Raw genomic sequence first — 25,797 nt, 5'->3', positions numbered from 1 at the left:
GGGTTCCTGGCCGGGACGGTCCGTCGAGCGTTCCTGGCTGGGACGGTTCGTCGAGCGTTCCTGGCTGGGACGGTTCGTCGAGCGTTTCTGGCCGAGGCCGTTCGGCGAGCGTTTCTGGCCGGAAGTTCAGGCGTCCGGAGCCGGGGTGAAACGTATCGGCAGCCGTCGCACCCCGCGCAGCATCAGGCTGGGCCGCCAGGCGAGCTCGGCCGGATCGGCGTCCAGGGCGAGATCGGGGCAGCGCTCCAGCAGGGCCCGGAAGGCGATGGCCCCTTCGAGCCGGGCCAGTGGGGCGCCCAGACAGTGGTGGACGCCGTGCCCGAAGGCGAGATGGCCGCGCGGTGCGCGCCGGATGTCGAAGCGGTCCGGCTCGGCGAAGCGCCGGGGGTCGCGCGACCCCGCGGCCAGGGCGACACCCACCGGCTCCCCGGCCGGAATGGTCGTGCCCGCGATCTCCACCGGCTCCCTGGTGAAACGGAACGCGGCGCTCTCCACCGGGCCGTCGTAGCGCAGCATCTCCTCGATCGCGCCGTCCAGCAGCGACCAGTCGGCGCGCAGCGCGGCCAGCTGCTCGGGGTGGCGGAGCAGGGCGAGGGTGCCACTGGAGATCAGGTTGGCGGAGGTCTCGTAGCCCGCGACCAGCAGCACGAACGTCATGCCGAGCATCTCCTCGTCGGAGAGCGCGTCGCCGTCCCCGTCCATGGTGCGGACCAGGGCGCTGAGCAGGTCACCGCCGGGGCCGCGGCGCTTGGCCTCGATGAGCTCCGCGAAGTAGCCCGTCAGGGCCTGGGCGGCGGCACCGGCGGCCTCCGGGCGGGTCAGGTCGGTGCTCTCGAGGTACCAGTCGTGGAACGCCTTGCGGTCCGTCTCCGGCACGCCCAGCAGCTCGCAGATGACGGCCAGGGGCAGCGGCAGCGCGTAGTCCTCGACGAGATCGGCCCGGCCCAGCGGGGCCATCGCGTCCAGCAGTTCGTCCGCGATCTGCTGGACGCGGGGACGCAGGGCCGCTATCCGGGCCGGGGTGAAGGCGCGGGCCGCCAGCCCCCGCAGCCGGGTGTGGTGCGGCGGGTCGGTCTGCACCATGTTCCGTCCGATGGCGTTGCCGCCGTCGTCCTGCCACGCGGCCGAGTGACGGACGTCATTGCTCAGCCGGGGGTCGGTCAGCGCGGCGCGGGCCTCCTCGTGGCCGACGACGAGCCAGAACTCACCGGAGGCGTCGGTGCGCACCCGGTGGACCGGGCCCCGCTCCCGCAGACGTGCGTAGACCGGATACGGGTCGACGACGAAATCCGCGCCGAGCGCGGACAGATCGTGGGGCATGCGATCCCCTCAGTCGGTTGGCGGCTTCCCCCGAAGCCAGAACCGGGGATCGTTCCCCGCTCTGGCGATGATCTTAGCACTAACCGGAGAGATTCCCCCGGTTAGTGTTAGGGTGCGGGCCATGGGCAGCCGTGTGGAGAAAGAGACACCGTTGCGCCGAGACGCACGGCGCAACCGCGAGATGCTGATAGCTGCCGCCCGGGAGATCTACACGGATCAGGGTGTGGACGCCCCGCTCGACGACATCGCCCGTCGGGCCGGAGTCGGCAGCGCCACCCTCTACCGGCGCTTCGCCGGCCGGGCGGAACTCATCGAGGCGGTATTCGGCGATTCCCTCCGGGACATTCTGCGGGCCGCCGAGGAGGCGCGCTCCGCGACCGACGCCTGGGCCGGGCTCACAGCCTACCTGGAGCGCATCTTCGGTCTGCTCGCCGCCGACCGGGGCACCAACGACCTGATGACCACCGGCATCCAGGGCGTCCCCTCGCTCGACGCGCTCCGTAAGGAGAACCACAAGACGCTCGACAACCTTCTGGGCCGCGCCCAGGAGCAGGGCATGGTCCGGGCGGACGCCACCGCGGAGGACCTCCAGTTCATGCTGGCCGCGCTCGGCCGCGCGGTCCCCGGCTCGACCGTGGCCGCGCCACTGGCCTGGCGCCGCTATCTGGCCCTGCTGCTCGACGGGCTGCGCCCCGAGGGGTCCCATCCGCTCCCGGCCCCCTCGCTCACCCCGGACCAGCTCAACGCCGCCATGCTCCAGCTCGGCAAGGTACGGCGGCCGCGCACGGGACGCGCCGACTAGGGGGTCACCTCCGGAGCGGGGCGCGCCGACGCGGGGGCGTCGGGGCAGGGCGTGTCACCACAGTGGCCGGGTGAAGTGTGTCGCCCGCCTACATATCCGAGCCGAACTGCGCATTTCTACGGTGTGGCAACACAAAAACGTCCCCGCACCTCGCTCGGAAGTGGTGACCCATGCCTACCCCGGACTCTCCGGCCTCCGCTCCCCCGACCCCACCCGGCTCACTGCGCCGTATCGTCGCCGCGAGTCTGATCGGCACCACCATCGAGTGGTACGACTTCTTCCTCTACGGCTCGGCCGCCGCGCTCGTCTTCAACAAGCTCTTCTTCCCGGACTCCGATCCGCTCGTCGGCACGCTGTTGTCGTTCCTGACCTACGCGGTCGGCTTCGCCGCCCGGCCGGTCGGCGCCCTGGTCTTCGGCCACTACGGCGACCGGCTCGGCCGCAAGAAGCTGCTGATCCTGAGTCTGCTGATGATGGGCGGCGCGACCTGCGCCATCGGGCTGCTGCCCACCCACGCCACGGTCGGCTCGGCGGCGCCCGTACTGCTCACCGCGCTGCGTCTGCTCCAGGGGTTCGCGCTGGGCGGCGAATGGGGCGGGGCGGTGCTGCTGGTGTCGGAGCACGGGGACGCGCGGCGGCGCGGGTTCTGGGCGTCCTGGCCGCAGACCGGCGCCCCAGCGGGGCAGCTGCTGGCCACCGGAGTGCTCTCCGCGCTGACGGCCACGCTCTCCGACGACGCCTTCGAGTCATGGGGCTGGCGGGTGCCGTTCCTGCTCTCGGGGGTGCTGGTGCTGGTCGGCTTGTGGATTCGTCTCTCTGTCGATGAATCGCCGGTCTTCAAGGCCGCGCTGGCCCGGGCCGAGGCCCGTAAGGCGGCCACGGGCGGGGACGAGGGCGCCGCCGAGAAGATGCCGCTGGTGGCCGTCCTGCGCGACCACTGGCGGGATGTGCTGATCGCCATGGGCGCGCGGATGGCCGAGAACATCAGCTACTACGTCATCACCGCCTTCGTCCTCGTCTACGCGACCTCCGACCATGTGGACCTCGGCAAGCAGACCGCGCTCAACGCCGTACTGATCGCCTCGGCCGTGCACTTCGCGGTCATCCCGGCGTGGGGCGCGCTGTCGGACCGGATCGGGCGCCGCCCGGTGTATCTCCTGGGCGCGGTGGGCGTGGGCGCGTGGGCCTTCCCGTTCTTCCTCCTCATCGACACCAAGGACTTCCCGGCCCTGGTGCTCGCCGTGACGGTCGGACTGGTCTTCCACGGGGCGATGTACGCGCCCCAGGCGGCCTTCTTCTCCGAGATGTTCGCGACCCGGATGCGGTACTCGGGGGCGTCGATCGGCGCGCAGTTCTCGTCCGTCGCGGCCGGTGCGCCCGCACCGCTCATCGCCACCGCGCTGCTGGCCGACTACGACAGCGCCACGCCGATCGCCCTCTATGTGATCGCGGCTGCCCTGCTCACCCTGGTGGCCGTGGGCGTCGCCAAGGAAACCCGGGACCGCGATCTGGCCGCCGTCGAACCGACCTCCGCCCCCTCTCCCGGGCCGACGGCGGAGGCGGCGAAGCGCACGGCCCGTTCGGCCTCGCCCCGGTAGCCCACGGCCGGGGTTCGGGTAGCCCCTCGGCCGAGGTTCAGCAGCCCTCGGCCGAGGTTCAGTCGCCCACGGCCGAGGTCAGACGGTGCAGCCGCAGGGCGAGCTGGATCTCCAGGGAGCGGGCGGGCGACTGCCAGTCGGGGCCGAGCAGCCGCCCGACCCGCTCCAGCCGCTGCGCCACCGTGTTGACGTGCACGTGGAGGGCGTCCTTGGTACGGGCCGGGCTCATCCCGCCGGCGAAGTACGCGTCGAGGGTGCGGACCAGTTCGGTGCCGCGCCGCTCGTCGTAGTCGATGACGGCGCCCACGGTGCGTTTCACGAAGTCCTTGACGCCGGTGCCGTCCGGGGCGCCCTCGCGGGTCCCGGCCAGCAGCAGACCGAGGAAGCCGAAGTCCTCGGCGGCGGCGCCCTGTCCGGCCCGGCCCAGCACTCGCAGGGCAGCCAGACAGCGCCGGGCCTCGGCGTAGCCCGCGGCGACCTCTTCAGGCCGTGCCGCGGGCGCGGGAACGGGCGCGGAGGCGCCCACGGTGACCGCGGCGTGCGCGGCGGTGCCCAGCTGCCGGGCGGTGCGGCGGGCGAGGGCGGCGCCGGCGACGGCGGCGGCGAGCGGCAGCAGCAGGACGGTGCCGCCGTCGCGGGCGGCGTCCAGACCGTGCCGGGTGGCCGCCAGGTGGGACGCGGCGGACCACAGCCGCCGACGGCCCGCGGCGTCCTCGGCGGGCGCGCCCCCTGACGTGCTGGACGTGGATCCGGGCCCGCTTCCGTGCGTGGAGCCGTGCATGGCGCCGTGTGCGCTGCCGGACCCGGTGGTGGGTGTGCCGCCCGTGCCCGGGGCCTCGATGCCCGCCGCGAGCACCACATGGGGCGTGTCCAGGTCCGCCTGGAGCCGCGCGGCGCGCTCCCGCAGCAGCCGGGGCTCACGGTCGGGAGTGTCGAGGAGGTCGTCCAGGAGCTCACCGCGCACCCGCTGTTCCGCCTCGCCCGCGGAGCGGCGGGCGAGCTGAAGCAGTGAGGTGACCATCGCGGCCCGCTCCAGGGTGCGCTGGTCCACGGGGTCGAGCCGGGGGTGGCCGCGCAGCACGAGCGCGCCGAGCAGTTCGCCGCCCGCCGAGACCGCGGCGACCCAGTCCTCCTCGCCGTCGCGCACCGCGTGGCCGTCGGCCCGGGACCGGTCGACGGCCGCCGCGGGCGCCTCGTCGGCCTCGAGGAACTCCACGGAGCCGCTGAGCACCTCGGCCACGGCGTCGGCCACGTCGTGCACCCCGCCACCGCGCAGCACCAGCTCGGTGAGCCGGTCGTGGACGTCGGAGGCGCGCTCGATGACCTGGCTGCGGTCCCGGATGATCTCGTTGGCGGCCTCCAGCTCGGCGAGCGCCGTACGGGTCTCGGCGAGCAGATGGGCGGTGTCGATGGCCACGGCCGCGTGCGCGGCGAACGAGCCGACCAGCGCGATCTGCTCGCGTTCGAACACCCGGGCCCGGCGGTCGGCCGCGAACAGCACGCCGATGACACCGCTGCCGAGCAGCAGTGGCACCCCGAGGATGGCCACGAGTCCCTCGTCCCTGACGCCCGCGTCGATGGCGTGGGTGTGCTGGAACCGAGGATCGTGGAAGTAGCTCTCGGTGACGTAAGGGCGGGCGGTCTGGGCCACCAGACCGCCCAGCCCCTCCCCCATGCCGAGCCGCAGCTGCTGGAAGCGGGCCGACACCGAACCGTCGGTGACCCTCATATAGGTGTCACCGGCGGTCGGGTCGTTGAGCGTCAGATAGGCCACCTCGGTGCCCAGCAGGGAGCGGGCGCGCTGCACGATGGCCTGGAGCACCGCGTCCAGGTCGCGCAGCCCCGCCAGGTCGTGGGCGGTCTCGAAGAGCGCGGACAGCTCGGCCTCGCGGCGCCGTCGCCCCTCCAGCTCACCGCGCACCCGCAGGGCGAGCAGTTTGGCGGCCTCCAGGGCGGCAAGCCGGTCGGCCGGGGCCTTGTCGGCGCGGGCGCGCAGCACCGGGCGCTCGTACGCTTCGGCGGACGCGCCGCGTGCGAGCAGTTCCAGGTACGGGTTCTCCGGCCGGTCGTCGGGCATGGTCACAGGCATACTCCCGCCGGGCGCGGCGGCGCCAGCCGTAAGGCGGCCCGGTGCCTTGTCGACGGGGCGGCCGGGCAGCAGGCGGTCCGGTGGCTGAGCCAATGGGCCACTGTCCGGAGATGGCTGAGCCAGTGGGCCACCGTCCGGAGATGGCTCAGCCAATCGGCCACCGTCCGCCGGTGGCTCGGCCAATCGGCCTTCGTGGTCCAGTGGCTGAGCCAATCGGCCATCAAGGGCCGATGCCCGATCCGATGGGCCGCTCAGTGGGCGGTCCATCCGCCGTCCATGCTGAGCGAGGCACCGGTGATGAAGGACGTGTGCGGGCCGCAGAGGTACGCGACGGCCTCGGCGACCTCCTCGGGCTCGACCAGCCGCTTGACCGCCGCCTCGGCCAGCATCACCTCGGAGACCACCCGCTCCGGGGAGATCCCGTGGGCCTCGGCCTGGTCGGCGATCTGCCGCTCGACGAGCGGGGTGCGCACATAGCCGGGGTTGACGCAGTTGGAGGTCACCCCGTGCTCCGCGCCCTCCAGGGCGGCGACCTTGGAGAGCCCCTCCAGACCGTGTTTGGCGGCTACATAGGCCGACTTGTACGGGGAGGCGCGCAGCCCGTGCACCGAGGAGATGTTCACGATCCGGCCCCAGCCCTGGGCGTACATGTGCGGCAGCGCGCCGCGCACCAGCCGGAAGGGGGCCTCGAGCATCACGGTGAGCACCCGGGAGAAGACCTCGGGCGGAAAGTCCTCGATGGGCCGGACGAGTTGGAGCCCGGCGTTGTTCACCAGGATGTCGGTGCCCGCGGCGGCCCGCTCGGCGGCGTCGAGGTCGGTGAGGTCCAGGGGACGGGCCTCGACCGGACCGGGCAGTCCGGAGGCCGCGGCGACGAGGTCGGTGAGGCCCCCGGTGTCCAGGTCGACGGCCCGCACCCGCGCCCCGGCGGCGGCCAGCCGCAGCGTGCAGGCCCGGCCGATGCCCCCGGCGGCGCCCGTGACGAGTGCGGTACGGCCGGAGAGATCGAGGCCGCCGGACGGCCGTGGGTCCGGGCCTGGTGTGGTGGACGCGCTCATGAGGGGCACATTAGGCAGCCGTCGGGCCCGGACCGATGTGGGGGCGGCACATACTTCACTCCTCGACTATGGGCTCGAACCATGTCGGGCCGTCTTCGAGCGCCTGCTTGATCCGGGACAGGGAGAAGTCCTCCATCTCGGGCAGCGCGTCGAGCGGGTACCAGCCGACGTCCAGCGACTCGTCGTCGTTCACCCGCGCCTCGCCGCCGACCGCGCGGCAGCGGAAGCAGACGTCCACGAACTGGCACTTGTCGTCGTTGGGGTAGGTCACCGGTGCCAGGGTCCGTACGAGCACGATGCGTTCGGGGACGCAGCGCACCGCGGTCTCCTCCTCGACCTCGCGTACCACCGCCGCGGCCGGCTGCTCACCGGGTTCGGGGATGCCGCAGATGATGGTCCAGCGGCCGTTGTCGGCCCGGCGGCCCAGCAGCACCCGGTCCTGGTCGTCGAAGACGACGGCGCTCACGCCCGGCAGATAGAGCAGTTCATGACCGATGGAGGCCCTGAGGCCACGGATGAAGTCGGGGGTCGGCATGGGCCGAGGGTATCGGGCGGAAATGGGGGCGCGCGCGGCGGCCGCACGGCGCCCTCCACGGCGGGCGTTTCACGACCGACTCATCGTTTCTGCGCACCATATACACATTCCTTACGACAAGCGCTACGGTTTCGGGTGTCATGGCTCGCGCGATGGCCGTAAGGGCGTCGGCGCGGTGCCCGTCACGACGGGGGGTCGGCGGGATGACGTCATCAGTGGTGGAGCCTGTCGTGCAGGACCACGGCAGACCGGCCGCGGGCCGCGCCGGCGCGTCCGATGTCGCGGGGGTTCTGATCCTCGCCGGTTGCGCCGTCTGGGCGCTGATCGCGGCCATGGGGCGGCCGGCCCGCCCCGAGGGAGTCCTGCTGGCGGTGTTAGCGGTGGCCGCCGGGTACGCATGCGGCCGGATCGCCGGATCGCTGCTGCCGGTCGCCGGGGCGGCGGCCGCCGGGTTCGCGGGGTTCGGCCTGGCCTGCGCCTCACCGTACGGGCTCAGCGGCCACGAGGGGCCGGGCGCGGCCCAGCTCACCCTGGCCACAGGCGCGCTCTGCTGCGCGGCCTGGGCCGCCCCGCGGGTCCTCCGCCCGGCGCTGTGGCTGTCGGCAGCGGCCATCACGCTGACGGCCGTGGTGGGCGGCTCGACGGTCGGTTCGGCGGCCTGCGGTGCCGTCCTGGTGTGCTCGCTCATCGCCGCCCGGCCACGGCGGCGGCTGCCGGCACTCGCCGCGTGTGCGCTGATCGCGGCGGTCGCGGTCGGCGGCACCTGGGCGGTGGCCAAGGGCTCGGTCCCGGGCGGACTGCCGCCCGCCCTGCGCGCCCATCTCACCGAGCACCGGATCCGGCTGTGGCAGGACGCGGCCCGCATCGAGGAGACGGATCAGCTGCGCGGTGCGGGCCCGGACCGCTTCGGCGAGCTGAGTCCCTCGGTGGCTCAGCCACTGGGCCCGGAGGCCAAGCCGCATTCGGCGCCGCTCCAGCAGGCGGCCGGTCAGGGGCTGCCGGGGGTGGCCCTGCTGGGCGCGGCCTTCGGCTGGATGCTCCACGCCCTGTGGCGCTCCCCGCGCCCCACTCCCGTGGTCCTTACGGCGGCCGCGACCCTCACGGTCCTGGCCGTCGAGTCCTGTCTGGGCAACGCCCTCAGCTTCTCCCAGATCACTGCCGGAGCGGGCCTCCTCGCCGGGCTGGCGACCGCCCGTCGCCTGGACGACGACCCGGGAGCGGTGCCATGAGATCCGGCACGGCCCATGCGTACGCGCCACCGAAAAGGGGGTGCGAGCCCCGGAGGCCCCGAAGGGCGGCGCATCCCCCGGAAGAGGGGAAGGGGGATCGGCTAAACCTGGGAGGTGCGGGCCGCGATCAGCCGCAGCCGGTCGCGGATGACCCGGACCGCCGCCTCGGCGTCGTCCACCGTGACCGTGAAGACGCGGCCGTCCCCGAGGCGGACCACCACGCCCTCGCCCCGGCGCACCACCACGGCGGTGCCCTTCTCGGGGCGCCAGCGGTAGCCCCAGCCGCCCCACTGGCAGGGAGTGACCTTACGGGCCACATCGGCGTGGACCACGTCGCTGAGCGGGATGCGGCGGCGTGGGAGTCCCATATGGCCGCAGCGGATCTCCAGCACCTCGTCGTCGACCCGTACCGCCACATGGACGAAGGCGAGGGTGCCGAAGAGCATCAGCAGCCCGGCGGCGACACAGCCGATGACGGCCATCAGGAGCGGGGCGATGCCCGAGCCCCAGGGCGAGTCGACGGCGAGGTCGACACCGAGCGCCAGGCACGCGGCGCCAGCCACGGCCAGCAGCCACTGCGCACGATTGTGGGCGCGTCCGATCCAGACCTCGGGTGGCTGCCCGTGGGCGGTCGGCTCTCCGTGGTCATGGTGCCTCATGGTTGGCAGCGTACTCACCTTCCGGCACCACGGCAGCGGGGCGGAGGAATCCGCTGGTGAGGGGCGTTTCGGTCAGCTCATCGCACGAGGCACCGCTGTCAAGCGCGCGTCGGGGCGACAGGTGCCAGCTGCACGCCTTCGGCGTAGGTCAGGGCGACCTCCGGCAGGGTGGCCTCGCGTCCGCCGAGGATGACGGTCAGACCGCCCGGGGTGACCGGGCCGTCCGGCGGGAACGGGTCGGCGCCGATCCGGCGCAGGGCCTGGGCGGCCACGGCCCCGGCCGAGCCGTGGAGCACGATCGGCGGCGCGTCCGGCTGCTGTACGGCGGTCCGGATCCGGTCGGCGACGAGTTCGTAATGGGTGCAGCCCAGGACGACGGTCGTGACATCGCGCGGGGTGCGGGCCGCCGCGGCGGCCACCGCGGCGTCGATCCCCTCGTTGTCGGCGTGCTGCACCGCGTCGGCGAGCCCCGGGCACGGCACCTCGGTCACCTCGACGCCGCCCGCGAAGTCACGGATCAGTCCGCGCTGGTACGGGCTTCCGGTGGTGGCCGGGGTGGCCCAGATCGCGATCGGCCCTCCCCCGGCGGCCGCGGGCTTGATGGCGGGCACGGTGCCGATGACCGGCAGCCCGGGTTCCAGCTCGGCGCGCAGCGCGGGCAGGGCGCGTACGGACGCGGTGTTGCAGGCGACGATCAGCGCGTCGGGGCGGTGCGCGGCGGCGGCCCGTGCGCACCCCAGGGCCAGCCCGGTGACGTCCTCGGGGGTACGCGGGCCCCACGGCATGGTGGCGGGGTCGGAGGAGAGAACGAGATCGGCGTCCGGGCGCAGTCGGCGCATCGCGGCGGCGGCGGGCAACAGCCCGATTCCGGAGTCCATAAGCGCGATCTTCACGCGGTCACTTTAATGGATCGGTCCCGTGCGCCCGTCGGCCGGGCACACCTTCGGGCAGACTTCGGCGGGTGAGCGCGCTGATGTGGATCGCCGCCGGATCGTTGGCCGCATGGCTGTGGCTGCTGCTGGGCCAGGGCTTCTTCTGGCGTACGGACGTACGGCTGCCCCGGACGGGCCCGGACGGCTCGGGGCCGCCGGAGCTGGACGGCTCGGGGCCGCCGGAGCCCGCGGTGTGGCCCTCGGTGGCCGTCGTGGTGCCCGCCCGGGACGAGTCCGCGGTGCTTCCGGCCAGCCTGCCCTCGCTGCTCGCCCAGGACTATCCGGGGCCGGCGGAGATCTTCCTGATCGACGACGGCAGCTCGGACGGCACCGGGAAGCTGGCACGTGAACTGGCCGACGAGCACGGGGGGCTGCCGCTGACCGTCGGCTCCCCCGGCGAGCCGGGCCCCGGCTGGACCGGCAAGCTGTGGGCGGTGCGGCACGGCATGGCGCTCGCCACGACCCGCCTCGCCGTGGACCGTGGGGACGCGGACGGTGCGGGCCGTAAGGACGCGGACGGCCGGGACGCGGACCGTAAGGACGACGGCGGCGTGGACTACCTGCTGCTGACGGACGCGGACATCGCCCATGAGCCGGACTCCCTGCGGGAGTTGGTGCGCGCGGCCGAGGCGCACGGGCTGGATCTGGTCTCCCAGATGGCGCGGCTGCGGGTGGTGACCTACTGGGAGCGGCTGATCGTGCCCGCCTTTGTCTACTTCTTCGCGCAGCTGTACCCCTTCCGGTGGGTCAACCGGCCCCGGGGGCGCACCGCGGCGGCCGCGGGCGGCTGTGTGCTGCTGCGCCGGGAGGCGGCCGAGCGGGCCGGGGTCCCGGAGGCGATCCGGCAGGCGGTCATCGACGACGTGGCGCTGGCCCGCACGGTGAAACGGTCCGGCGGACGGATCTGGCTGGGGCTGGCCGACCGGGTCGACAGCGTGCGGCCGTATCCGCGGCTGGGCGAGCTGTGGCGGATGGTCTCGCGCAGCGCGTACACCCAGCTGCGCCACAATCCGCTGCTGTTGCTGGTGACGGTCGCGGGGCTGGCGGTGGTGTATCTCGTGCCGCCCGCGGCGGTGGCCGCCGGGGTGCTGACGGGGCGTCCCGCGCCGCCGGCGCTGGGCGCCGCCGCCTGGGCGCTGATGGCGGGCAGCTACATCCCGATGCTGCGCTACTACCGGCAGACGCTGTGGCTGGCGCCGCTGCTGCCCCTGACGGCCCTTCTCTATCTGCTGATGACCGTGGACTCGGCGGTGCGGCACCACCTCGGGCAGGGCGCGGCCTGGAAGGGGCGCACATACGCCCGCCCCAGCGCCGCGCCCTGACGGCCGCGCCCCGTGCACCGGGGTTTCACTTGCGGCCGGGGGTCCAGTTCATGCCCCAGCCGTAGGCGTGGTCGAGGGTGCGCTGCGGGCTGGTGCCGCGCTGCGGCACCAGATAGCGGGCCTCGCGCTGCACGACGAGTTCGCCGCCGGTGTTGGTGATGAGCGCGAGCGCGCAGACCGGGGAGGGGACGGTGCACTCGTCGAGCGAGAAGTCGATCGGGGCGCCGAACTGCGGTTGCAGGGTGACCGTGGCGTGGAGGTTGGCGAAGCTGCGGGCGCCCTCGTAGATGGTCACGAAGACCAGGATCCGGCGGAACAGCTTCTGCTGGTCGAGGTTGACGGTGAGGTTCTCACCGGCCGCCCGGGCACCGGTCCTGTCGTCGGCGTCCAGGTGGATGAAGGGCGGCTGGTGCAGCGAGCCGAAGGAGTTGCCGAGCGCCTGGACCACGCCCTTGCTGCCGTCGGCGAGTTCGAACAGCGCCCCCAGGTCGAGATCGAGATCGCTGTGCATGGCCATGGCCCGGCCCAGCTTGGAGGCCCATCCCGAGAACTGCTTGTGCACCTGCCAGTTGAGGTTGATCCGCATGGTGCCGGAGGTGCCGCCCTGCTTGGTCAGCGAGACCGAGGGCGCCTCCTTCGTCAGGGTGACCTTGCTGAGGCTCACCGGTGCCGAGCCGGGCGCGGGAGCCGGGGCGGCAGGTGCGGTGGGCGGGGGCGGCGGCAGGGGCGTGGAGACGGCGGTGGGCGTCGGAGGCGGGTACGCCCCGGCGGGCGGGCCGGACGGCGGCGCGGGGGCGGCGTACGGGTTCTGCGCGGCCGGGTACGGGGTCTGCGCCGCGTACGGGTTCTGCCCGGCGTTCGGCGGGGCGACGGGGGCCGGAGCCGGGGCGGCGGGCTGAGCCGGCGTCTGTTGCGGCTCGTCGACCGAGATGCCGAAGTCCGTGGCGAGCCCCGCGAGACCGCTCTGGTAGCCCTGACCCACCGCGCGGAACTTCCAGCCACCCTGCCTGCGGTACAGCTCGCCGAGGACGAAGGCGGTCTCGACGGTGGCGTCCTCGCTGTCGAAGCGGGCGATCTCCGCGCCGCCCGCCGCGTTCAGCACCCGGATGTGCAGACCGGGGACCTGGCCGAACGTTCCGCCATCGGCCGAGGCCGCGAGGACCACGGTGTCGACGGCGGGCTCGACCCGGGCGAGGTCCACCGAAAGGGTGTCGGTCACCGTGTCACCCGCGGTCCGCTTCCCCTCGTGACGCACCGCGCCGGAGGAGTGCGCCGCCTGGTTGTAGAACACGAAGTCCCCGTCGGACCTGACTTTTCCGGACACCAGCAGCAGCGCCGAGGCATCCACGTCCGGCGCCCCCGGTGCGGCGCGCCAGCCCAGCTCGATCCGCACCGCGTCAGCCGGTACTGGCGTGTTACCGCCCTTGCGCATCGCCATTTCCGTCCCCCTGCCTTTCTGTTCGCTCGGATCGGGCCGCTCGGCCGTCGCACAGCGCGGTCGACGGGTGGCTACCCGCTGAAAACGCGCTCTTTACACGATCTCAACGTACCCTGACGACCGATTTTCCCGGGTTCGCTCGGATTGGGGATCCACGGCCACTCCGAACACTGAAAACAACCCTCCTACCGGACTCCCCAATCAGCACATGGTGGGCTTAACTTATGGTCTATGACCTCCCCCCGCAGCACTTACGGTGGCGGCTACTACTCCTCGCCGTCCTTCCCGGACACCCCCATCTACGACAGTCTTGTCGCCGAGCGGGGGACACCGCAGATCGCGCCCATCAGGGTGCCGTCGGCCTATGACACCGGAAGTCATCTTCCGGCGCTGCCCTCGGCGCTCCCCGCGCTGCCGGCCGCTCCCTCCCCGCAGCCCATGCACCAGGGGTACCAGCAGCAGGCGCCGCAGCCCACCGGCCTCCAGCAGGCGCACTCGCCCTACATCCCGCCGCAGCCGACGGGACCGCGTGGCTACCCGGGCGCGCAGCAGCCGCAGATGCAGCGCCCCGCGCCGGCCTCGCCGATGGGGTACGAGGCGATGCGCCCGGCGATGACGCGCCCGGTCGCGCCTCGCCCGGCGGCACCCGCCCCATCTCCGTACGACGACCCTTACGGCCGTCAGCAGTACCCGGGCGGCCGGGCGCCGCAGCCGGGAGGCGGCTACTGACACACGTCGGGAGGTGATGCGACCGGGCCGCGCCCGGTCGCGGGAAGGTCCGGGCCGGATGGGGTATCCCCGTCCGGCCCCTGATTTGTTGTGAGGGCCGTCCGCGCCCGATTTATGAGGGCCGTTCGGCCCCTCCCCGACGGGCGGGGCGCACCGCGATGCTGGGCCGAACAGTTCCACGAGCCATCTCCACCACCGGGGGTGGGCCGGGCTCTCACTCCACTGCGGTGATGAGCATGTCGACCGGTCCCGCCCCACTCGGCGTGGGGCGCGGGGCCGGTAGGGGACCGGTCTCGCGCTCCACGCGAAACACACGCGGCCACCATGGCGGTCACCGCCATCGCGGTAGCCACCGTAAGGGTGTCGTCCGCTCCCGGCCGCACCGCTGCCAGGCATCGCCCACGGGCTCACTGACCCGCTTCGCGCTCCTTGATCCGCTCGGCGATCACCGCGGCCTGGATGCGCCGCCCCACGCCCAGCTTGGACAGGATCGAGGAGATGCGGTTCTTGACGGTCTTCTCGGCCAGGAACAGCCGCTCGGCGATCTGCCGGTTGGTCAGCCCGTCGCCGATGAGCTCGAGGATCTCCCGCTCCCGCGGGGAGAGCTTCTCCAGCTCCACGGGCCCGCTGGGCGCGGGGCCGCGCAGCCGGGCCATCACCCGGGAGGTGGCGCCGGGGTCGAGCATGGAGCGGCCTTCGGCCACGGTGCGCACCGCCGACACCAGGTCGGACCCGTTGATCTGCTTGAGCACATAGCCCGCGGCCCCGGCCATGATGGCGTCGAACAGCGCCTCGTCGTCGTCGAAGGACGTCAGCATCAGACAGGCGAGGTCGGGGAGCCGGGCCCGCAACTCCCGGCAGACCTCGATCCCTTCGTGGTCCCCGCCCTCGCCCGAGGAGCCGAGCCGTACGTCGAGCACCGCGACATGCGGCCGTACGGCGGGGGCGCGGGCGATGGCCTCGCGGGCGTTGGCCGCCTCGCCGACCACCTTCAGATCGGATTCGGCGTCGAGCAGATCTCGCAGTCCGCGCCGCACCACCTCGTGGTCGTCGAGCAGAAAGACCCCGATGGGGCCGTCCGGGTCGGCTGTCTGGGGCACGGCCTCTCCTCCATGGCGCGCGGGTCGCCGGTCGCGATCCGGCTGCCCAGCTTCACGTTCTCGCGCGGGGAAGCGTAAGGGGCCATTCGGCCCCCGGGCCGCCCGCCGCACCCTCCGGCCCGGTCATGGCGAGATTCCGCCCGCGTAGGGCCCGTACAGATCCAGCAGCCGGGTGCGGGCGCTCTGGAGCCGGCGCCCGATCACCTGGGCGCAGGCCAGCGCGAGGGCGTAGCCGAGCTCCGGATCCTCGTCGCACAGCCGGCGGACCGCCTCGGCGTTGAACTCGTGTGCGCGCACCGGGCTGAGTGCCTCCGCGCCCAGGTGCCAGGTGTCCGGCGGGAAGAGCCAGGACCAGCCGATGAGCTCTCCGGGGCCGAGGGTCTCGATCACCGCGGCCCGCCGCCCCGGGACATGCAGATCGAGGGTGACCGCACCGGTGCGGATGATCCAGAAGCGGTCGGCCTTACGGCCTTCCTCGAAGATGCGGCCGCCCGAGGGGAAGGACACATCGTGGGCGAGCGCCATCAGCCGCTCACGGTGTTCGGTCTTCAGCGCGCTCAGCAGTCCCATCATGACCTCACTCTGCCGTCTCCTCTCCCCCCTCGCCCCTCGGCGGTCTCTGAGCGGACGAGCTGTGGATACGAGAGGCAGCCGATCCGAAGCGATACACCGACGATCGGGTATCGCTTCACTCTTACCCATTTTCGGTCACGTTTCCGATATGACACGTCATTCGTGGTCGTCCCGACCGGTGAGAGGTCGCTCCCCGTACCCTCGGCTGCTTCACCGACCCTGTGTTGTCGCTCGTACTCGTCACCAAACGGGAGGCACTGGTGCTAGCCGACCCTCGTCGTCGGTCCGCCGATCGAGCCGGAGAACACCTGCTCCACCGTCATTTCACCGCCGATGAGCTGCCCCGGCTGCGGGTGCAGGTCGAGAGGTGCGCGGCCTGGGCCGGGCTCAGCGAGACCCGCCGCGGGGACTTCGTGCTGGCCGTGGACGAGATCGCCAACAACGCCATCGAGCACGCGGGCGGCACCGGATCCCTGCTGCTGCGGCGGATCGGCGACGAGCTGGAGTGCCGGATCAGCGACTCCGGCCCCGGCTTCTCCGAGGACGTCATCCCGCGGATCCTGCCGGGGCTGGACGGCGCGACCAGCGGCCGCGGGCTGTGGCTGACCCAGCTGGTCACCGACCGGCTGGTGATCAGCGCGGGGGCGGTGGGCGCCGTGGTGACGCTGGCCATGCGGCTGCGCTGAGTGAGCCGCCGGGCTCCCTCGGCGACCGCTTCGGCGGGACAATGGGAAGGGACATTTCCAGGTGCCGACAGGAGAGGCGGTGGGCACGGTGGAGCTTCCCGTGGTCGTCGGGGTGGACGGTTCGGACGCCGCCTCGGACGCACTGGACTGGGCGGCCGAGATGGCCGGGCGCCGCGGGCTGCCGCTGCGCATCGTCCACGCCTCGCTGTGGGAGCGGTACGAGGGCTATATCCCCGGAACGGCCGCAGACCGCCCCGCCGAGCGGCTGCACAGCGAGGCGGTGCTGGCCACCGCGGCCGAGCGGGCCGGGCGGCGGGTGCCGGCCCTGAAGGTGATGACCGATCTGGCGGCGGACGACGCGGTCACCGCTCTGCTGCACGCCGGGAAGAGCGCCGAGGCGCTGGTGGTCGGCTCGCGCGGCCGCGGCGAGTTCGCCTCGCTGCTGCTCGGCTCGGTCGGACTGGGCATCGCGGCCCGCGCCCAGTGCCCGGTGGTCGTGGTGCGCGGCCGCCCGGAGAACGTGCGCGGCGGGATGAACCGGGTGGTGGTGGGGATCGCCGAGCGCGAGCGCCCGGGCGAACAGGAGTCCGCGCCGCCCTCCGCCGCCGTGGCGTTCGCCCTCCGCGAGGCGCGGCTGCGCGGCGGCGAGCTGGAGGCGGTGCACGCCTGGCGCTGCGCGGGCCCGGAGGACCACTCGAGGCCCGGGAACCACGGCGGGCCCGGGACCCGCGGCGGGCGCGGGGGCCACGGTGCGCACGAGGAGCAGGGGGCGCGTGAGGCGCAAGGGATGCGTGGGACGCGAGGGGCCCCTGCAACGCAAGGGGAACGTGCGGCGCAAGGGACGCGCGAGGTGCAAAGCGCGCGTGAGGCGCACGAGTGGCGCGCCGCCGAGCTCCTGGACGAGACGCTGGGCGGCGCCACGGCGGCCGGGCTGCCGCCGGTGCCGGTGGCCCACCGCCCGGTCGAGGGCCCAGCGCGCAAGGCGCTGCTGGACGCCTCCGCGCACGCGGATCTGCTGGTGGTGGGGGCCCGGCGGCGGCAGGGGCACTTCGGCATGCAACTGGGGCTTGTCAACCACGCGGTGCTGCATCACGCCAAGTGCCCGGTCGCCGTGGTGCCGGTTTCCTAGGCGCCGGTCGCCCGGCGGCCCCCCGACCCTGGCCGAGTTCCTTCCATCTCCGCCACCACCGGCCCCCGCCCCGGCTACCCTGCTGGTGAGAGGGTCATGGGGGGATGGAGGCCAGGTGTCGGGCAGTGCGGACCAGGGACGCCATCCGGCCCTCCCCCAACTCCGGCTCGACCAGCTCCTCGATGAGCTCCAGGCCCGGCTGGACGCGGCCCGGTCCACCCAGGACCGGATGCACAGCCTTCTGGAGGCCGTGCTCAGCGTGGGCCGCGAACTGGACCTGGAGCAGGTGCTGCGCCGGATCGTGGAGTCCGCGGTGGTGCTGGCCGACGCGGAGTACGGCGCGCTGGGCGTGGTCGACCGGCATCGGCTCTCGCAGTTCCTGCCGGTGGGCATGTCCGAGGAACAGGCGTACCGCATCGGCCCGTTGCCCAGTGGCCACGGGCTGCTCGGCGAGCTGATCCGGCACCCGCAGCCGCTGCGGCTCACCGATCTGTCGGAGCATCCGGCCAGCTACGGCTTCCCCGAGCACCATCCGCCGATGCGCTCGTTCCTGGGCGTACCGATCCGGGTCCGTGACGAGGTCTTCGGGAACCTCTATCTGACCGAGAAGCGCGGCGGGGCCCAGTTCGACGCCGATGACGAGGCGGTGCTGACCACCTTGTCGGTCGCCGCCGGGGTGGCCATCGACAACGCCCGGCTGTACCACGAGAGCCGGCGCCGCGAGCAGTGGCTGGAAGCGCTCGGCGTCATCACCCGTACGCTGCTGGCGGGCACCTCGGCGGGCGAGGTGCTGAGTCTGATCGCCCGGCTCGCCCTCCAGGTGGCCCTGGCCGACTCGGCGGCGATCCTGCTGCCGGCCACCGGCAGGGACTCGCTGATGGTCGAGGTGGCCGAGGGGCATGACGCCGAGCTCATCGGCGGGCTCGTGGTGCCGTCCGACGGCTCGCTGGCCGGGCTCGCGGCCCGCACCGGGCGCCCCGCGGTCGCCTCGGACGTACGGGTGGACTCGCGGGCCCGGTCCTGGCCGCTGCCGGCTCCGGAGAGCGAGTTCGGCCCGGTGGTGGCCGTACCGCTGGTCACGGGCGAGCGGGCCTCCGGTGCGCTGCGGCTGTGCCGGCTGGCCGGGCGGCAGCCGTTCGACGACCACGAGGTGGAGCTGCTCTCGGGGTTCGCGGCGCAGGCGGCCCTGGCCCTGGAACTGGCCCGGCACCGCGCCGAGTCCGAGCACATGGCGCTGCTCCAGGACCGGGACCGGATCGCCCGGGACCTTCACGATCTGGCCATTCAGCGGCTCTTCGCGACCGGGCTCACCCTCCAGAGCGCGGGCCGGCTGATCGACCGACCGGAGGCGGCCGAGCGGGTGGGGCGGGCCGTCGACGACCTGGACGAGACCATCAAGATCATCCGCTCCACGATCTTCGCCCTGCGCACGGTCGGGGACGACGGCGGCGAACCCGCCACGCTGCGGCGCCGACTGGTCAAGGCCGTCCGCTCGGCCTCGGACACCCTGGGTTTCGCACCGTCGCTGCTGATGGACGGCCCGGTGGACACCGATGTGCCGGACGAGACCGGCGACCATGTGCTGGCGGTGCTGGCCGAGGCGCTCAGCAACACCGTGCGGCACGCCCATGCCCAGCGGGTGGAGGTGCGGCTGGCCGTCGGGGCCGACATCACCCTGGAGGTCACGGACAACGGGGTGGGCACCGGGGGCGCCGCGCCCAGCGGAGGACTGATCAATATGCGGTCCCGGGCCGAGCTCCTGGGCGGCACTTTGGACATCGAGGCGCCCGAGGCGGGCGGCACCCGGCTGGTCTGGTGTGTCCCCCTGCCCCGCCGACGGCCCGCCGGAACGGCGAAGGGGCTGACCCCGTGATATTGCTCTCTCTCCACCGAATACGCGCATATCCGGCTCGCCATGCGGTACTCACGAACGGGGAAGGGGGTATGTGATCCATGCGAATGATCTGGGGGCTGTGGCGCTGGCGGCGCAACCCGCTGCGCCGTAAGACGGACGTGATGGAGGCGTGCGCGGCGCTGGTCGCCGCGGTACTCATCCTGCTCGTCGCCCCCGCGGTCGGCTGGACGTCGGGGTCCCTGGCACACGGGGCGCTGGTGAAGGCCGCGCAGAAGCAGCGCGCCGAGCGTCATCCGCTCTCGGCCACCGTGGTGAAGGTGCTGCCGCAGCCACCCATCGACTCCGATCCCGAGACCGCTTCCGCGAGAGACGCCCATCGCCGCGTCCTCGCCCGCTGGACGGGGCCGGACGGCAGCAGACACGAGGGCACGCTGGGTGCTCACCCCGGCGCGGATCCCGGCGAGCGGTTCCGGATCTGGACCGATGACCACGGTCGCCCGGTGGGCCGTCCGCTGGACACCGCCACGGCCACCACCCACGCCGTGCTGGCCGGAATCGGCGCGGCCGGGGTGACGGCGGTCCTGGTGGACGGCGCCCGGCGGCTGGTCGTATGGCGGCTCATGCGCCGGCGCTACGCACAGTGGGGCATCGCCTGGGAGCGCGCCGGTCAGGACTGGGGACGGGCGGACGCCGACAGCTGACCCGTGCGACCGGGCAACGTCCGGCCAGGAGTTGTCATACGAACACACAACTCCCCCCGTGCTCCACAGCCACGTCAACTCATGGCGCCTCGCGCACGCTACGGTGGGGCATTCCATATGCGCAGCGGCAGTCGGCAGCGGCGGTCAGGCGCGCACACCGGCAACGCACGAGGTGGGGGCACAGCAGCACCATGGCACAGGGCTCGGTCGTCCAGGTGACGCACAGCGGAACGTCGCGGTGGCGGCGCCGCACCGGAGAGTACGCCTCCCTCACGGCGGCCCTGGAGGCCGCTGGGGACGGTGATGTGCTCTCCATCTCGCCCGGCACCTACCGCGAGAATCTGGTGGTGGGCCGGGCCGTCACCCTGCGCGGGCCCGAGGGCTCGGCGCGCGGTTCGGTGCGGATCGCGCCGGTGGACGGAGTCGCCCTGACGGTACGGGCCTCCGCCGTGGTCCAGGATCTGCATGTCGAGGGCCAGGACTCGGCCGCCCCCGCGCTGCTGATCGAGGACGGCACCCCGGAGCTGACGGACGTACGGGTGGCCACGCGCTCCGCGGTCGGCATCGAGGTGCGCGGCGGCGCCCGCCCGACCGTGCGGCGCTGCACCGTGGACAACCCCGCGGGCGTCGGGCTCAGCGTGCTGGACGGCGCGGGCGGGGTGTTCGAGGAGTGCGAGGTGGTGGCCGCCGGGCAGTCCGGAGTGGCGGTGCGCGGCGGCGCCCGTCCGCGCCTGGACCGCTGCCGGGTGCACCACGCCTCGGGGGCGGGGTTCTCGCTGACCGGCGAGGGCTCCTCGCTGGAGGCCGTCGGCTGTGAGGTGTACGAGATCCGGGGCGCCGGGGTGCAGGTCTCCGGGCGCGCCACCGGGAGTCTGACCGACTGCCGGGTGCACCGTACGACGGCCGACGGGGTCAACCTGGACACGGACGCGGTGCTCACGCTCGCCGACTGCGAGATCCATGACGTCCCGGAGAACGCGATCGACCTGAGGTCGCGTTCGGTGCTGACGCTGACCCGGTCCACGGTGCGCCGGTTCGGGCGGAACGGCCTGTCGGTGTGGGACCCGGGCACCCGGGTGGACGCCAACCAGTGCGAGCTGCACGAGAGCACCGGCGACTATCCGGCGGTGTGGGTGAGCGACGGGGCGACCGCGGTGCTCGACTCGTGCCGGGTGCGCGAGGTGCCGGACGCCCTGTTCGTGCTGGACCGGGGGTCGCGGGTCGATGTGGTCGACAGCGATCTGTCCCAGGTGCGCTCCACCGCGGTCTCGGTCAGCGACGGGGCCATCGTCCAGCTGGACGACTGCCGCATCCGGGAGGCGGCCACCGGGGCGTGGTTCCGTGACCACGGCAGCGGCGGCACGCTCGCCAACTGCACCATAGACGGCGCCGCCACCGGAGTGATCGTCACCAAGGGCGCGGATCCGACGGTCGAGCGCACCACGGTCTCCGGGCCGACGGAGGCCGGGTTCTATGTCTCCGCCGAGGGCCGCGGCACGTTCACCGGCTGCCGGGTGACCGGCAGCGGGGGCTATGGCTTCCACATCATCGACGGCTGCCGCACCACCCTGACCCGGTGCCGTACGGAGCGGTGCGCGCGCGGGGGCTACGAGTTCTCCGAGGCGGGGCCGGTCGTCGAGGACTGCACCAGCGACGAGAGCGCCACCACGGCGCTGGGCTCCCCGGGCGCGCCCGCCCAGCCCCCGATCACCGCGCCCGCCGTGGAGACCGCCTCGACGGGCGGGCTGCTGGGCGGCGTCCCGGCGCAGCGGGCCGCCCAGACCTCCGCGCCCGCCACCGAGCCCCCGGTCGCCGTCCGCCCGTCCACGGCGGTGCTGGGCGAACTGGACGCGCTGGTCGGGCTGGAGAGCGTCAAGCGCGAGGTGCGGGCCCTCACCGACATGATCGAGGTGGGCCGGCGGCGTCAGGAGGCCGGGCTCAAGGCCGCCTCCGTCCGCCGCCATCTGGTCTTCACCGGCTCCCCCGGCACCGGTAAGACGACGGTAGCCCGGCTCTACGGGGAGATCCTGGCCTCGCTCGGGGTGCTGGAGCGCGGCCATCTGGTGGAGGTCTCCCGGGTGGACCTGGTCGGTGAGCACATCGGCTCCACGGCCATCCGCACCCAGGAGGCGTTCGACCGGGCGCGCGGCGGGGTGCTGTTCATCGACGAGGCGTACGCCCTCTCCCCGGAGGACTCCGGCCGGGACTTCGGCCGGGAGGCCATAGACACCCTGGTCAAGCTGATGGAGGACCACCGGGACTCGGTCGTGGTCATCGTCGCGGGGTACACGGCGGAGATGGAGCGCTTCCTGTCCGTCAACCCCGGTGTGGCCTCCCGCTTTTCGCGCACCATCACCTTCGGCGACTACAGCCCGGAGGAGCTGCTGCGGATCGTGGAGCAGCAGGCCGAGGAGCATGAGTACCGGATCGGCGAGGGGGCGTCGGAGGGGCTGCTGAAGTACTTCACGGCGCTCCCCAAGGGCCCCGCGTTCGGCAACGGCCGCACCGCCCGGCAGACCTTCGAGGCGATGGTGGAGCGGCACGCGGGCCGGGTCGCCCAGCTGAGCGACCCGACCACGGACGACCTCACGCTGCTCTACCCCGAGGACCTGCCGGAGCTCATCTGACCGGCGGCCTCCTCCGCCGCGGGTGGCGGGGTCTGCTCCGGGAGCCGGGCCAGCAGCCCGGCCCGCTCCCGGTCGAAGGCGGGGTCGGCCTGGTAGTCGCCGTGTCCCAGGATCGGTGCGGGCAGCGGGTGTTCGGTCGTACGGCCGTAGGCCAGCGGGTCCTTGAGCGCGTCGCAGTCGACCTCGGGCCCGCTGCCGTCGGGCAGCTTGATGGGGCCGCCGATCGGGTCGGTGTAGCGCCACAGATTGCGCCAGCAGCGCACCTCACCGTGGAGCGAGAGCAGCTGGGTAGGCCCGAAGTAGGCGGGGAACCAACGCCCGTAGAGCCGCTCCAGCGGTGAGCCGTAGGTGAGCAGCGCGACCTGGCCGCGGGTGCGGTGGTCCACCTGCCAGACCGCCGCGGCGGCCAGCACACTGCCCTGGGAGTGGCCGGAGATGACCAGCCGGCCGCCGTGCTCGCGGGTCCAGGTCTCCATCCGCCAGGTCAGGTCGGGCACCGCCCGCTCGGCGTAGCACGGTGGCGCGAAGGGGTGGGCGGCGCGCGGCCAGAAGGTGCCCACGTCCCACAGGATGCCGATGGTGCGGCGGGCGGAGGGGCTGCGGTAGGCGCGGCGGGCGAACGTGACCAGCATCAGGAAGGCCAGCCCCATCAGCCAGGAACCCAGCGCCTGCGCCGTCTGGGCGGCGGCGTCCACGGCCCCGGGCGCGCCGTCGGCGGCCCGCCCCGGCACCTCGTCGGTGACCCAGGCCGCGGTGACGCACAGGGCGCCGAACAGCAGGGTGAGGAACGCGACCGGGCCGACGATCCAGGGCGCGGAGTCGGTGAGGCCCGCGCGGGCGATCGTGGCCGCGATCCGCCGGGTGCGTACGGCGTCGGGCCGCTCCCCCGGATAGCCGTCCATGATGGTCGGCAGCAGTCGGTTGCGCACCCGCCACACCCTTACGGTGAAGATCACCAGCAGGACGACCAGGACCAGCAGCAGTGCGGGGATGGCGGTGGCCAGCCAGGTCAGCAGCACCGGAGGCGCTATCCCCGGCCCCTCGCCCGGGGTGCCGCCGCCGTCCAGCCAGTCGGCGAAGCGCTGGGCGACACCGCCCGCGAGCACCGCGCCGAGCCCGCAGGCGAGTACGGCGACGGCGGGCCCGGCGAGCCCGTACAGCGGGGTGCGGCCGGGCGCGGCCCGGTGCAGGACCAGGGCGCACACCGCCATGGTCACGATCAGCGCGCCCTCCCCGATGGCGATGGCGCAGAACGCCTCGTTGCCCGGTAGCTGGTGGGTGGAGACCCAGCCGGGGCGGGACCAGCCGGCGTACAGGACGGAGAGCGCCAGCACCGCGAGGGCGGCGCCGGGCAGCGCGGTGATGGTGATGCGGTCCAGTTCCCCGTCGACCTTGGACTCGCTGCGGCCGCGGTAGCACACCACGGCCACCACCGTGACCGCGCCCGCGCAGAGCAGCGTCAGCAGCGCCCAGCCCGCGGTGTCCTGAAGCCCGCTGCCGCCCGGTTCGCGGTCATAGGTGGTGGTGGGCAGGGTCAGGCCCGCGGCGATGGTGAGGAAGCCCGCGGCGGTGTGCGCGGCGCGCAGCCGGGCGACGATCCTGCGGCCGTACCAGAAGCCGGGCAGGCACAGCGCGGGGCGGTTGCCCGCCTCGGGCGCCGACTCGTCGACGGGGCGCTCCAGCGGCGGGGAGGCCTCGTACGCGCTCCAGGTGCGGTTGGACAGGTACCACAGCAGTCCGGTGAGCGCGCCGGGCAGCACCGCGGCGAGCGCGAGCCTGCGGCCGGGCTGGCTCCACCAGCCGTGGTTCTCCGGGGACAGGAAGCCGAGCCAGGACTTGCCCCCGGCGCAGTCGGCCGAACCGGCGCACTGCCAGGCGACCAGGTCCAGGGCCACCTCGCAGGCCCCGGCGATCAGCAGCACGGACAGGGTGAGTGCCACGAGCCGGACGAGCAGACCGTAGGTGCGCACGGTGCGCTCGCGCCGGTCGGCCGGGGGCCGCATCCAGTGGGCGAGGTTGGCGACCATGAACGGCAGTAAGAGCAGCCACAGGGCCCGGGAGCTGTTGCCCGAGGTGAGGTTGCACCAGACGTACGCCTCGCGGATCGGGCCGTCGCGGTCCGGGCCCTCGCGGTCCTCCGGCGGGCGCTGCTCGGCGTCGATGTCGTCCGCCCTGCGGTAGACCGCCGCGGTCTCGTCGCCGGTGACCGGGCTGGTGCGCGGATCGCCCAGCATCTCCTCGGGGGTGGTGCCGCCCACCCCGTGTACGAGGAGTTCCAGATCGGGTGGTGGCGCCCCGCCCTTGCGGGCCGTCCTCGCGTGTTCCGACGCGTCGGCCGGTGTGTCCGTACGCATGGTCGATGGCACCGTGTCCCCCGATCCGGTGTGGTGCGGTCGTTCTGGCTCCAGGATTGTGCCCATCGGCCACCTTCCCCGACCCTGACACGGCGGGCGTGGCGAAATCGTAACCCTGGGTGCACCGGCACTCGGCCGTCCTCGCCTCATGCGAAGATGAACGCGCGGGCGACGAGGGCCGACCAGAGGGAGACGAGGCAGGGTGAGCGACAACCAGAACCTGCTCGCGGAGCAGCGGCGTGCCCTGATTCTCGATGAGGTCAGGCGGCGCGGCGGGGTCCGGGTCAACGAGCTGACGCGCAAGCTCAATGTCTCGGACATGACGGTTCGTCGCGATCTCGACGCGCTGGCCAGGCTGGGCGTCGTGGAGAAGGTGCACGGCGGGGCCGTGCCGGTGGCCGAGGCGAGCACGTACGAGCCCGGGTTCGAGGCCAAGTCGGGCCTCGAGCTGAGCGCCAAGGAGGACATCGCCAAGGCGGCGGCCGCGATGGCCACGCCGGGCACCGCGATCGCCCTGGCCGGGGGCACCACGGCCTTCGCACTGGCCCAGCAGCTGCTGGAGGTGCCCGATCTGACCGTGGTCACGAACTCGGTCCGGGTGGCCGATGTGTTCTACAACGCCCAGCGGTCGGCGGCGCTCGGCGGGGTGGGCCCGCGCCCGGGCGCGGCCACCGTCGTGCTCACCGGCGGGGTGCGGACGCCGTCGGACACGCTGGTGGGGCCGGTCGCGGACGCGGCGGTGCGCTCGCTCCACTTCGATGTGCTCTTCCTCGGGGTGCACGGCATATCGGTGGAGGCGGGTCTGTCGACGCCGAATCTCGCGGAGGCGGAGACCAACCGCCACTTCGTCAGGTCCGCGCGGCGGGTGGTGGTGGTCGCGGACCACACCAAGTGGGGCACGGTGGGGCTGAGTTCCTTCGCCTCGCTGGACCAGGTGGACGCGCTGGTCACGGACCCGGGGCTGCCGGAGGACGCACGGGCGGAGATCTCCGAGTATCTGCCGGAGCTGGTGGTGGCGGGCGAGCCGGTCCGCACCGCAGACATCTGACACCCCGACAGTT

Annotated in this window: 21 protein-coding genes; 11 read left to right on the top strand and 10 right to left on the bottom strand. The window is 73.3% G+C overall.

All coding sequences use genetic code 11. The annotated features are described in order from the left end of the window. Positions 1-126 precede the first annotated feature (126 nt). Positions 127-1,320, bottom strand: coding sequence for a cytochrome P450 family protein (locus tag ABD329_RS22745; RefSeq protein ID WP_198277253.1), 1,194 nt, complete (start codon positions 1,318-1,320; stop codon positions 127-129). A 121-nt stretch (positions 1,321-1,441) separates the two neighbouring features. On the opposite strand from ABD329_RS22745, the gene ABD329_RS22740 reads away from it, so the two are divergent. Then, a complete protein-coding gene (locus tag ABD329_RS22740; protein ID WP_198277254.1) occupies positions 1,442-2,122 on the top strand; it encodes a TetR/AcrR family transcriptional regulator in 681 nt (226 codons plus the stop codon). A 170-nt stretch (positions 2,123-2,292) separates the two neighbouring features. Continuing rightward, positions 2,293-3,720, top strand: coding sequence for an MFS transporter (locus ABD329_RS22735; RefSeq protein WP_198277255.1), 1,428 nt, complete (start codon positions 2,293-2,295; stop codon positions 3,718-3,720). Between the two features lie 58 nt (positions 3,721-3,778). Here the strand turns inward: ABD329_RS22735 and ABD329_RS22730 are convergent, their stop codons facing one another. From ABD329_RS22730 to ABD329_RS22720, 3 genes are all read right to left on the bottom strand, one after another. After that, complete coding sequence (locus ABD329_RS22730; RefSeq protein WP_344316823.1) at positions 3,779-5,809, bottom strand: helix-turn-helix domain-containing protein; 2,031 nt, start codon at positions 5,807-5,809, stop codon at positions 3,779-3,781. 251 nt (positions 5,810-6,060) lie between these two features. Continuing rightward, on the bottom strand, positions 6,061-6,867 hold the full coding sequence (locus tag ABD329_RS22725; RefSeq protein WP_198277256.1) for a 3-hydroxybutyrate dehydrogenase: 807 nt from the start codon (positions 6,865-6,867) through the stop codon (positions 6,061-6,063). Positions 6,868-6,922: 55 nt separating this feature from the next. Further along, the gene (locus ABD329_RS22720; RefSeq protein ID WP_198277257.1) at positions 6,923-7,402 is read right to left on the bottom strand and encodes an NUDIX hydrolase; all 480 of its coding nucleotides are present in this window, start codon (positions 7,400-7,402) and stop codon (positions 6,923-6,925) included. A gap of 215 nt (positions 7,403-7,617) precedes the next feature. On the opposite strand from ABD329_RS22720, the gene ABD329_RS22715 reads away from it, so the two are divergent. Next, positions 7,618-8,631, top strand: a complete 1,014-nt coding sequence (locus ABD329_RS22715; RefSeq protein WP_344316822.1) for an O-antigen ligase family protein — start codon at positions 7,618-7,620, stop codon at positions 8,629-8,631. A gap of 101 nt (positions 8,632-8,732) precedes the next feature. On the opposite strand, the gene ABD329_RS22710 is transcribed toward ABD329_RS22715, so the two are convergent. Both ABD329_RS22710 and ABD329_RS22705 read right to left on the bottom strand, forming a co-directional pair. Further along, positions 8,733-9,290, bottom strand: coding sequence for a hypothetical protein (locus tag ABD329_RS22710; protein WP_198277258.1), 558 nt, complete (start codon positions 9,288-9,290; stop codon positions 8,733-8,735). 98 nt (positions 9,291-9,388) lie between these two features. After that, the gene (locus ABD329_RS22705) at positions 9,389-10,183 is read right to left on the bottom strand and encodes a glutamate racemase (RefSeq protein WP_198277259.1); all 795 of its coding nucleotides are present in this window, start codon (positions 10,181-10,183) and stop codon (positions 9,389-9,391) included. 80 nt (positions 10,184-10,263) lie between these two features. On the opposite strand from ABD329_RS22705, the gene ABD329_RS22700 reads away from it, so the two are divergent. Next, positions 10,264-11,544, top strand: coding sequence for a glycosyltransferase (locus tag ABD329_RS22700; protein ID WP_198277263.1), 1,281 nt, complete (start codon positions 10,264-10,266; stop codon positions 11,542-11,544). Between the two features lie 25 nt (positions 11,545-11,569). On the opposite strand, the gene ABD329_RS22695 is transcribed toward ABD329_RS22700, so the two are convergent. Further along, complete coding sequence (locus ABD329_RS22695) at positions 11,570-12,976, bottom strand: TerD family protein (RefSeq protein WP_344316836.1); 1,407 nt, start codon at positions 12,974-12,976, stop codon at positions 11,570-11,572. Between the two features lie 237 nt (positions 12,977-13,213). Here ABD329_RS22695 and ABD329_RS22690 point away from each other — a divergent pair, with 237 nt between their 5' ends. Then, entirely contained in the window at positions 13,214-13,711 is a 498-nt protein-coding gene (locus ABD329_RS22690) for a DUF6643 family protein (RefSeq protein ID WP_086886285.1), read from the top strand. Positions 13,712-14,118: 407 nt separating this feature from the next. Here ABD329_RS22690 and ABD329_RS22685 read toward each other — a convergent pair whose 3' ends face one another. After that, the gene (locus ABD329_RS22685) at positions 14,119-14,811 is read right to left on the bottom strand and encodes a response regulator transcription factor (RefSeq protein ID WP_309142862.1); all 693 of its coding nucleotides are present in this window, start codon (positions 14,809-14,811) and stop codon (positions 14,119-14,121) included. Between the two features lie 123 nt (positions 14,812-14,934). Next, positions 14,935-15,384, bottom strand: a complete 450-nt coding sequence (locus ABD329_RS22680) for a Crp/Fnr family transcriptional regulator (protein ID WP_020873493.1) — start codon at positions 15,382-15,384, stop codon at positions 14,935-14,937. Positions 15,385-15,644: 260 nt separating this feature from the next. Between ABD329_RS22680 and ABD329_RS22675 the strand changes: the two genes are divergently transcribed. From ABD329_RS22675 to ABD329_RS22655, 5 genes are all read left to right on the top strand, one after another. Further along, complete coding sequence (locus tag ABD329_RS22675) at positions 15,645-16,070, top strand: ATP-binding protein (protein ID WP_198279982.1); 426 nt, start codon at positions 15,645-15,647, stop codon at positions 16,068-16,070. Positions 16,071-16,131: 61 nt separating this feature from the next. Further along, positions 16,132-17,199 (top strand): universal stress protein, encoded by a 1,068-nt coding sequence (locus tag ABD329_RS22670; protein WP_425574368.1) that lies wholly within the window; start codon positions 16,132-16,134, stop codon positions 17,197-17,199. Between the two features lie 115 nt (positions 17,200-17,314). After that, on the top strand, positions 17,315-19,072 hold the full coding sequence (locus ABD329_RS22665; RefSeq protein WP_198279978.1) for a GAF domain-containing sensor histidine kinase: 1,758 nt from the start codon (positions 17,315-17,317) through the stop codon (positions 19,070-19,072). A gap of 80 nt (positions 19,073-19,152) precedes the next feature. Then, entirely contained in the window at positions 19,153-19,755 is a 603-nt protein-coding gene (locus tag ABD329_RS22660; protein WP_198279979.1) for an Rv1733c family protein, read from the top strand. A gap of 191 nt (positions 19,756-19,946) precedes the next feature. Next, positions 19,947-22,382: a right-handed parallel beta-helix repeat-containing protein gene (locus tag ABD329_RS22655; protein ID WP_344316820.1), complete on the top strand. Its 2,436-nt coding sequence runs from the start codon at positions 19,947-19,949 to the stop codon at positions 22,380-22,382. On the opposite strand, the gene ABD329_RS22650 is transcribed toward ABD329_RS22655, so the two are convergent. Beyond that, complete coding sequence (locus tag ABD329_RS22650) at positions 22,352-24,736, bottom strand: hypothetical protein (protein WP_246618961.1); 2,385 nt, start codon at positions 24,734-24,736, stop codon at positions 22,352-22,354. The two genes, ABD329_RS22655 and ABD329_RS22650, sit on opposite strands and share 31 nt — an antisense overlap. A 202-nt stretch (positions 24,737-24,938) precedes the next feature. On the opposite strand from ABD329_RS22650, the gene ABD329_RS22645 reads away from it, so the two are divergent. Next, positions 24,939-25,784 (top strand): DeoR/GlpR family DNA-binding transcription regulator, encoded by an 846-nt coding sequence (locus ABD329_RS22645; protein WP_198280620.1) that lies wholly within the window; start codon positions 24,939-24,941, stop codon positions 25,782-25,784. Positions 25,785-25,797: the final 13 nt, after the last annotated feature.

The sequence above is a fragment of the Streptomyces javensis genome (assembly GCF_039525925.1).
GTDB lineage: Bacteria > Actinomycetota > Actinomycetes > Streptomycetales > Streptomycetaceae > Streptomyces > Streptomyces asiaticus.
Note: the sequence above shows the minus strand (reverse complement) of the source record. Positions and strands in the feature narration are given on the sequence as shown.

Coding starts and splice junctions, on each gene's coding strand:
- ABD329_RS22745 (WP_198277253.1), bottom strand. CDS start 1,320: ATGCCCCACGATCTGTCCGCGCTCGGCGCGGATTTCGTCGTCGACCCG.
- ABD329_RS22740 (WP_198277254.1), top strand. CDS start 1,442: ATGGGCAGCCGTGTGGAGAAAGAGACACCGTTGCGCCGAGACGCACGG.
- ABD329_RS22735 (WP_198277255.1), top strand. CDS start 2,293: ATGCCTACCCCGGACTCTCCGGCCTCCGCTCCCCCGACCCCACCCGGC.
- ABD329_RS22730 (WP_344316823.1), bottom strand. CDS start 5,809: ATGCCTGTGACCATGCCCGACGACCGGCCGGAGAACCCGTACCTGGAA.
- ABD329_RS22725 (WP_198277256.1), bottom strand. CDS start 6,867: ATGAGCGCGTCCACCACACCAGGCCCGGACCCACGGCCGTCCGGCGGC.
- ABD329_RS22720 (WP_198277257.1), bottom strand. CDS start 7,402: ATGCCGACCCCCGACTTCATCCGTGGCCTCAGGGCCTCCATCGGTCAT.
- ABD329_RS22710 (WP_198277258.1), bottom strand. CDS start 9,290: ATGAGGCACCATGACCACGGAGAGCCGACCGCCCACGGGCAGCCACCC.
- ABD329_RS22700 (WP_198277263.1), top strand. CDS start 10,264: ATGTGGATCGCCGCCGGATCGTTGGCCGCATGGCTGTGGCTGCTGCTG.
- ABD329_RS22695 (WP_344316836.1), bottom strand. CDS start 12,976: ATGCGCAAGGGCGGTAACACGCCAGTACCGGCTGACGCGGTGCGGATC.
- ABD329_RS22690 (WP_086886285.1), top strand. CDS start 13,214: ATGACCTCCCCCCGCAGCACTTACGGTGGCGGCTACTACTCCTCGCCG.
- ABD329_RS22680 (WP_020873493.1), bottom strand. CDS start 15,384: ATGATGGGACTGCTGAGCGCGCTGAAGACCGAACACCGTGAGCGGCTG.
- ABD329_RS22660 (WP_198279979.1), top strand. CDS start 19,153: ATGCGAATGATCTGGGGGCTGTGGCGCTGGCGGCGCAACCCGCTGCGC.
- ABD329_RS22655 (WP_344316820.1), top strand. CDS start 19,947: ATGGCACAGGGCTCGGTCGTCCAGGTGACGCACAGCGGAACGTCGCGG.
- ABD329_RS22650 (WP_246618961.1), bottom strand. CDS start 24,736: ATGCGTACGGACACACCGGCCGACGCGTCGGAACACGCGAGGACGGCC.